This is a genomic window from Terriglobia bacterium (assembly GCA_020073205.1).
Taxonomy (GTDB): domain Bacteria; phylum Acidobacteriota; class Polarisedimenticolia; order Polarisedimenticolales; family JAIQFR01; genus JAIQFR01.
Window position 1 is genome coordinate 1 of sequence record JAIQFR010000146.1, and the last position, 8,476, is coordinate 8,476.

Consider the following 8,476-nt stretch of genomic DNA (forward strand, 5'->3'; position numbering starts at 1 on the left):
GACCATCGACCCCGGCTCGAACACGATGGGGCTGACCTGGACCGCCACCGGGGACGACGGGATCGTGGGGACCGCCAGCTACTACGAGGTGCGGTACTCGACGTCCTCGATCACGGAGGCGAATTGGGCCTCGGCGACGCGGGCCGGCAACGAGCCGACGCCGCAGGTCTCGGGATCTCCGGAGAGCATGGAGGTCCACGGCCTCGACGCCAGCACGTTCTACTACTTCGCCATCAAAGCCTTCGACGAGTGGGGCAACCCGGGAGCGCTCTCGAACCTCGCGTCCGGGACGACGCTGCCGCCGCCGACGGGGAACGTGGACCCGACCTCGGTGACGGCCGACCTGCTGACCGGCCAGCAGACGGACCGGACGGTCGTGCTGAGCAACATCGGCACCGGGACCCTCGACTTCACGATCCCGTCGCCGGCCGTGGGTGAGCCGTACAGCGTTCCGCAAGATCCGCTCATCCTCGGCAAGGACGATCCGGATCCCCGCCACGGCAGCCCGATCCTCCAGGGCAGCGGCGGACCGGACGCCTTCGGTTACCGCTGGGTCGACAGCGACGAGGCGGGCGGCCCGACCTTCGCGTGGACCGACATCTCCGGGACGGGCACGGCGGTCTCCGGCGTGACCAGCGACGACTCCACCAGCGCTCCGATCCCGCTGGGATTCAACTTCCCGTTCTACGGGACGCTCTTCAACTCGATCCTTGTCTGCTCGAATGGCTGGCTCTCGTTCAGCAGCTCGGCCACCTCGTACTCGAACCAGCCCCTGCCGAACTCCGGCGCGCCGGAGAACCTGATCGCCCCGTTCTGGGATGACCTGAACCCGGGCGGCGCGAGCCTGATCTTTTTCCAGTCCTTCGGCACCCACGCAATCGTCCAGTGGAACAACATCCCGCACTACTCCTCCACCGGGACGGGCAACTACACTTTCCAGGCGATCATCGACCAGAGCGGCGAGATCACCTTCCAGTACCTGACCGTGAGCGGAACGCTGGACTCGGCCACGATCGGGATCCAGGACGCGGCCAAGACCACGGGCCTGCAGGTCGACTTCAACGTGGCGTACGTCCACGACGGCCTGGCGGTGCGCATCGCGTCCATCCCGCAGTGGCTAAGCGCCGCGCCGACCTCCGGACGGCTCCGGGGTGGCGAGTCCAAGCCGATCGTCCTTCACATGGACGCGTCGGGACTCGAAGGCGGTCACTATCCGGGCACGGTCAACATCCAGACCAACGACCCGGCGCATCCGGTCCTTCCTGTCAGCGCCGTACTCCACGTCACTGGGGCACCGGAGGCCAACGTCCAGCCCACGAGTCTCGCCTACGGTGATGTGTTCGTCGGCGTACCCACGCCGCAGAACCTGATCGTCGCGAACGCGGGGACCGACACCCTGGTCGTGACCGACATCCTGCCCAGCGGCCCCGAGATCACGGTGACCCCGCGGGTGTTCAACGTGGCGCCGCACAGCTCGCAGAACGTGACCGTGACGTGGACTCCCGCGGTTCCCGGCTCGTTCTCCGGGTCGGTCACGGTCCAGAGCAACGACTCGTCCAACCCGAGCATCGTCGTCCCGGTGGCGGGCAACGGCCTCGTGGCCCCGCAAATGGTCTATGACCCGACGTCGTTCACCCGGACGCTGTACACCGCCCAGCAGGAAACTCTCCCGCTGACCGTGTACAACACGGGCGGGTCCAACCTGATCGTGAACGCCGCGGCCAACCAGGGCAACGGCGAGCTGGTCGTCGCCGACGAGGTGAGCGCGCTGGCATCCGGCGGTCCCGACGGCTTCGGTTACCGCTGGAAGGACTCCGACGCCTCCGGCGGCCCGACCTTCAACTGGGTGGACATCAGCACGACGGGCACCCTGCTCTCGCTCACGGGCGACGATGCCGGCGCCGTCATCAGCAACTTCGGAATGACCTTCCCGTTCTACGGCAGCAACTTCACCGGGGCGAGGGTCAACACCAACGGCTTCATCACCTTCACCACGACGGACACGACCAACCCGTACAGCAACGTCGCGCTCCCGACCACGTCGCTGCCCAAGAACACGATCGCACCCTTCTGGGACGACCTGTACTTCCGCACTAGCTCCGGGACGCCAGCGCGGACATCGAAGGCGTTCTGGCAGTACGACGGGAGCAAGGTCATCATCCAGTACAAGAACGTCTTCCAGCGCACCACCACCGAAGACCTCAACTTCGAGGTGTTGCTGTACCCGAGCGGCAAGATCGTCATGCAGTACCTGACCATGACGGGGACGCTCAACATCGCGACCGTCGGGATACAGAATCTCCAAACCACGACGCCGACGAATTTCCTCCAGATGGTCAACAACGGCACGTACATCAAGAACAACCTGGCCATCCAGATCAGCAGGACTCCCGACTGGCTGGTCGTCACGCCGTCCTCGGCGACCATCCCGCCAGGCGGAAACTTCGTCTTCAACGTGAAGTTCGACGCCACTGACCGATCGGGCGGCGTCTTGAACGGCGGGGTCGTCCTCACGAACAACCTCCCGGAGACCCGGACGGTTCCGTGTCAGCTGACCATCATCGGCGTCCCGGTGGCCAGCTTCTCGCCGACCTCGATCGCGTACGGCACCAAGTTCGTCGGGTACTCGCAGCTTCAGACGTTCCAAGTCGTGAACACCGGCACCGACGTGCTCCGCGTGACGGATCTCACCACCACTCACGGGTCCCTCACGATCGAGGGGGCGGCGAGCGGCGATGTGTATGCTCGCGCGGCGTTCGATCTGCCGCCGGGTGGCTCGCGGCTGTTCACGCTGCGCTGGCTGCCGATGGTTCCCATGACCCTGAACGCGGCGGTCCAGGTCTACAGCAACGATCCGGTGAACCCGATCAAGGCGATGCCGGTGACGGGCACCGCAATCCTTCCGCCGATCGTCGGCTGGTCGCCCACGTCGTTCACCGAGTCCCTGATCTCGGGCGACGTGGTCCACCGCGCGCTACGCCTGACGAACACCGGCGGAAGCAATCTGACTTACAGCACCGACGTCCATCTCAGCACCGGCGCCGTGGTGCCGAACTATCCGCCCATCGAGCTCAAGAAGGACGAGCCCGACCCGCGGCCCGGCATTCTCGGCTCCGGCGGGCCCGACACGTTCGGCTACCGCTGGCGCGACTCCGACTCGCTTAACGGCCCGGTCTTCAGCTGGACCGACATCAGCGGGACCGGAACGCAGATCAGCTTCACCAGCTCCGACGACGCCAACACCACGGGGATCCCCATCGGCTTCTCCTTCCCGTTCTACGGCGGAAGCTTCACGACGGTGAACGTCTGCACGAACGGGTGGCTGTCGTTCACGAACACGACGACCTCCTTGACCAACTACGCGCTGCCCAGCACCAGCGCGCCGGAGAACCTGCTGGCGCTGTTCTGGGACGATCTGCACTTGCGCACCGGCAACGTGAAATACCTCAACGACGGAACGCGGTTCATCGTGCAGTACACGAACGTCGACACGTTCTCGACCTCCGGCCTGTTCACGTTCCAGGTGATCCTGTACCCGAACGGCCGGATCGTCTATCAGTACCTGTCGATGACCGGCACGGTCACCGGCGCGACGCTCGGGATCCAGGACGCGACGAAGACCGACGGCCTGACCGTGGTCTTCAACGCCGCGTACGTGCACAACAGCTTGGCGGTCGAGTTCAACCCGCCCATCGGCTGGATCGGCGTGACGCCGCGCACGGGCACGGTTGCGCCCGGCGCGTTCATCGATCTTGACGTGGCGATCGACTCGACCGGCCTGATCGGCGGCGACTACTCCGCGAGCGTGGACGTCACCACCAATGATCCGGCGAACGGCGTGTTCGCGGTGCCGGTGAACCTCCACGTCACGGGCGTTCCGCACATCGGGGCCGCCCCGGCGTCGCTGATCTTCCCGATGACCTACGTCGGATACAGCCACACCCTGCCGCTCCTGATCCAGAACACCGGGACCGACGTCCTGCACGTCAGCGGAGTCTCGGTCGCCGGCGACTTCAGCCAGACCGGCTTGACGCCGCCCGTGAGCATCCCGGTGTTCGGCTCGATCCCGATCACGGTGAGCTTCTCGCCGACCGCGCCGGGGACGCTCTCCGGGAGCATCACCGTCACCAGCGACGATCCGACCGGGAACCCGCTGGTCATTCCGCTCAGCGGCCTCGCGCTGACCCCGCCGGTAATCCAGGTCACGCCGACCTCCTTCACGGAAGCGCTGAACGTGGGCGACGTCGTCCACCGCACGCTGCACGTGGAGAACCAGGGCGGCAGCGACCTGACCTTCACCGCCACGGCCCAGAGGCTCAACGGCGCCGGGGTCACCCAGTACACGTACACCGAGCTCAAGAAGGGCGAGGCGGACACGCGGCCTGGCATCCTCGGCTCCGGCGGGCCCGACGCGTTCGGCTACAAGTGGAAGGACTCCGACGAGGCGGGCGGCCCGGTCTTCGACTGGGTCGAGATCTCGGGCGTCGGAACCCCGCTCACCTTCGGCTCGAGTGACGACAGCACCGTGGTCGGAATTCCGCTGGGCATGACGTTCTCGTTCTACGGCAACAACTTCACGACGGTGAACGCCTGCACCAACGGCTGGCTGTCCTTCACCTCGACCCTCACGTCGTACAGTAACTACGCGCTCCCAAGCACGAGCGCGCCGGAGAACCTGCTGGCCGCGTTCTGGGACGATCTCTACAAGGGGACGACCAGCAACGCCTACTACTACTACGACGGGACGCGCTTCATCCTGCAGTACAACAACTGGCAGACACTCTCGGGAGGCTCGGCCTACCCTCTCACGTTCGAAGTGATTCTCTACCCGAGCGGCAAGGTGGTGTTCCAGTACCTCTCTATGCCGGGAACGCTCACCAGCGCCACGATCGGCATCCAGAACGCGGCCAAGGACGACGGCCTGACGGTCGTCGCCAACAACGTGTACCTCCACGACAACATGGCGATCGACTTCTCGAAGGGCGTTGACTGGCTGACCGTGACCCCGGACGGCGCCACGATTCCCGCCGGCGGCTCCGCGGATTTCGACGTGGTCTTCAACGCCACCCAACTGGTCTGCGGCGACTACCTCGGCAGCATCGACCTCAGCAGCAACGACCCGGCACGCCCGATGGTCCATGTCCCGGTCACTCTCCAAGTGACCGGAATCCCGGACATCGGCGTCAGCCCGGCATCGCTGACCTTCCCGATGACCTACGTCGGCTACTCCAGCGCGCTGCCGTTGACCATCGAGAACAACGGGCCCGGCTGCCTGCACATTACGGACGTTACGGTCGCCGGAGACTTCAGCCAGACCGGCCTCACGAACACGACGATCGTCGCGCCGTACAGCACGCTTCCCATCACGGTCCACTTCGCGCCGACCGCACCGGGGACGCTCTCCGGGAGCATCACCATCACCAGCGACGATCCGGACACGAACCCGGTCGTCATCCCGCTGGAGGGTACCTCCCTGATGCCGCCGGTGATCCATCCCGATCCGGCGTCCATCTACGTGGCTCTCCCGCCCGACACACCCGGCACCACGAACCTCTCGGTGTGCAACACCGGCGGCTCGGATTTGGTCTGGCAGAGCGGGACGAACATCCTCACCGGCGTCTCGGTGCCGATGTACGGAACCCTGGAAACCGGCAAGGACGAGATCGATCCTCGGCCGGGGATCCTCGGATCCGGCGGTCCGGACGCGTTCGGCTACCGGTGGAGGGACTCCGACGAACCGGGCGGCCCGGTGTTCGACTGGGTGGACATCTCCGGCGTCGGCACCCCGCTCGCGCTGAACAGCGACGATCAGAGCGTCACCGGCATCCCGATCGGGTTCGGCTTCACGTTCTACGGCAGCACGTACTCGACGTTGAACGCGAACACCAACGGCTGGCAGTCGTTCACGAGCACCGTCACCTCCGGCCTCTACGCCTACGACAACCAGCCGCTCCCGACCGGCGGCACTTCCTACCCGGAGAACCTGCTGGCCCCGTTCTGGGACGACCAGAACTTCAGCTCAAGCGCGGGCAGCGCGCAGGCGTTCTACTACAACGACGGCCTCCGGTTCATCGTGGAGTACGTCAACGTGCCCCACTACACCGGTGGCGGCCTCACCGGGCTGTACACCTACGAGACGATCCTCTACCCCGACGGCAAGATCGTCTACCAGTACCTCTCGATGACCGGCACGCTCAACTCGGCCACGATCGGCATTCAGAACGCAACCCGCGACGATGGGCTGTACGCGGTATTCGACGCGGCCTACGTCCACGACAACCTGGCGATCCAGTTCACGAGCATCCCGCAGTGGCTCATCTGCTCGCCGGTGAACGGAACCGTCTCGGCGGGTGAGTGCCAGGACACCGTCTGCGCGCTGGACTGCACCGGCCTCGACCACGGGTTCCACGACGCCACCCTCGACCTCAGCAGCAACGACCCGGCCAACCCGCTCCTCGGGGTTCCGGTCCGGCTCGCCTGCGACCAGAAACCCACTGCCGTGGCGGGAGCCCCGCAGCAGGGCGAGTGCACCGGAAACCTCAGCGCGACCTTCACGCTGAGCGGCTCGGCCAGCGACCCCGACGGCGATCCGCTGACCTTCCTCTGGACCGCCCCCGGGATCACCTTCGACGATCCGACGAGCCCGACGCCCACCGCGAGCTTCCCACTGGGATCCACGGTGGTCACGCTCGTGGTCAACGACGGCTTTGAGAACTCCGATCCCGCGACCGTGACCATCACGGTCGTGGACACCCAGCCTCCGCTCATCTCGGCGATCTCGAGCCCGAGCGTGCTCTGGCCGCCGAACCACCGGATGGTGGACGTCAACAACACCGTGGTCGCGTCGGACATCTGCGATCCGAATCCGCCGATCGTCCTCATCGCCGCGACCTCGAACGAGCCCGATGACGCCAATGGCGTCGGGGACGGCAGCACCTCCGACGACATCCAGGGCGCCACGATCGGCACCCCGGACTACCAGATCCTGCTCCGCGCCGAGCGCGACGGTACCCGGAACGGGCGCGTGTACACCATGACCTATGTGGTCACCGACGCCGCGGGGAACGCCACCGGGGCGACCACGACGGTCGCGGTGCCGCACGACAAGGGCAACGGCCATTCGGCCGAGCCTTTGATGCTGAACCTGGCGGACACGCACAACACCAGGCTGGAATGGGAGCCGGTCGAAGGTGCGCAGAATTACGACATCATCCGGGGCAACGTGGCGAACCTGCACGTCCAGGGTTCGTTCATCGACCTCGGCGATGTGTTGTGCATCGATCGGGGAACCACCGACAACACGACGATCGGATTCGAGGACACCGCGGTCCCGGCTCCCGGACAGGTCTTCTTCTACGTCGGGCAGTACTTCGACGGACAGGGGGAGAGCGGGTACGGCACGGAATCCGCCGCCAAGCCGCGGTCGGTCAAGGTCGGCCACGGAGACTGCCACTAGACGTCTTGACGGCGACCACCTCGGTTCGCGCCCCTGTCTGGGCGCGGCCGGGGCGGTCGCCGGTTACCCTCGGGTCGGGAACACTGGAGCGACGATAGGGAAACGCTGACGCAGGTCGTTGGGTCCCGACCCCTCGGTTCGGCCCGCCCGGCTTCAAGCCCGGCGGGCCTTTTTTTTCCCCCCCTAGGGACGCACCCCGGCTTCGGACCCTCGGAGGCCACGGCATGGACTCAGACCCACCCAAATGAATAAAGGACAAAAAAGGGGTTTGATGATCCGGGCGGGACCGCAGTATAGGAATGATCCCTAGGCAACGGGTAACGCCCGCAACACGGGATCAGGGGTGATGGGCACACCCCGGGCCAGACACCGCTGGACGAGAGCGAACCGTTGTCCGCATCACCCGCCGGCCCCCCCGGATGTCGGCGGTGAACCGAGGATTCGCGATATGCGGGCTCGCCCGGGCCGAGGTGGCAGGTCGAGCCGGACTTAGTGGTGCGCCGGTCCACGCCGTCGCTGAGGCGTGCTCGGTGCGCATTTCCCGTTGGGGGGAACCATGCCGCGTTCAAGAATGGTATTCGCTCTCCTCGCCCTGGCCCTTCTCGTCTTCATCGCCGGCGACGTGGGAACGTCGATCGGCGCACCACGCTCGGGGGCGCAGGGACCCGCCTACGTGCCGGGCGAAATCCTAGTCAAATTCAAGGCCGACGCGCCGATGCACCTGAAGTCTTCGGCGAAGGCGGACCTTGGGGCGCAGACCCGCCACGCGTTCCGGTCCAAGGCCGAGCATTGGAGTCTCGGCAACGGGGTCACCGTCGAGCGGGCCCTCGAGCGCCTGAAGGCGAACCCCAACGTCGAGTACGCCGAGCCCAACTACTACGTCCACGCTAGCATCGTCCCCAACGACCCGCGATTCCCCGAGATGTGGGGATTGAGGAACACCGGGCAGACCGGCGGAACGCCGGGCGTCGACATCGACGCCGTCCTGGCCTGGAACGTCACCACGGGCAGCCCGAACGT

General features: G+C 66.1%; 2 protein-coding genes. Both read left to right on the forward strand.

The window, feature by feature from the left end; genetic code table 11:
* Positions 1 to 25: 25 nt before the first annotated feature.
* Entirely contained in the window at positions 26 to 7,456 is a 7,431-nt protein-coding gene (locus LAO51_18935) for a choice-of-anchor D domain-containing protein (protein MBZ5640818.1), read from the forward strand.
* 556 nt (positions 7,457 to 8,012) lie between these two features.
* The coding region (locus LAO51_18940; protein MBZ5640819.1) for a hypothetical protein at positions 8,013 to 8,476 on the forward strand (464 nt) is incomplete at its 3' end.

Excerpts from the sequence above, each read along its gene's own strand:
- LAO51_18935 (MBZ5640818.1), top strand. The coding sequence starts at position 26 with ATGGGGCTGACCTGGACCGCCACCGGGGACGACGGGATCGTGGGGACC.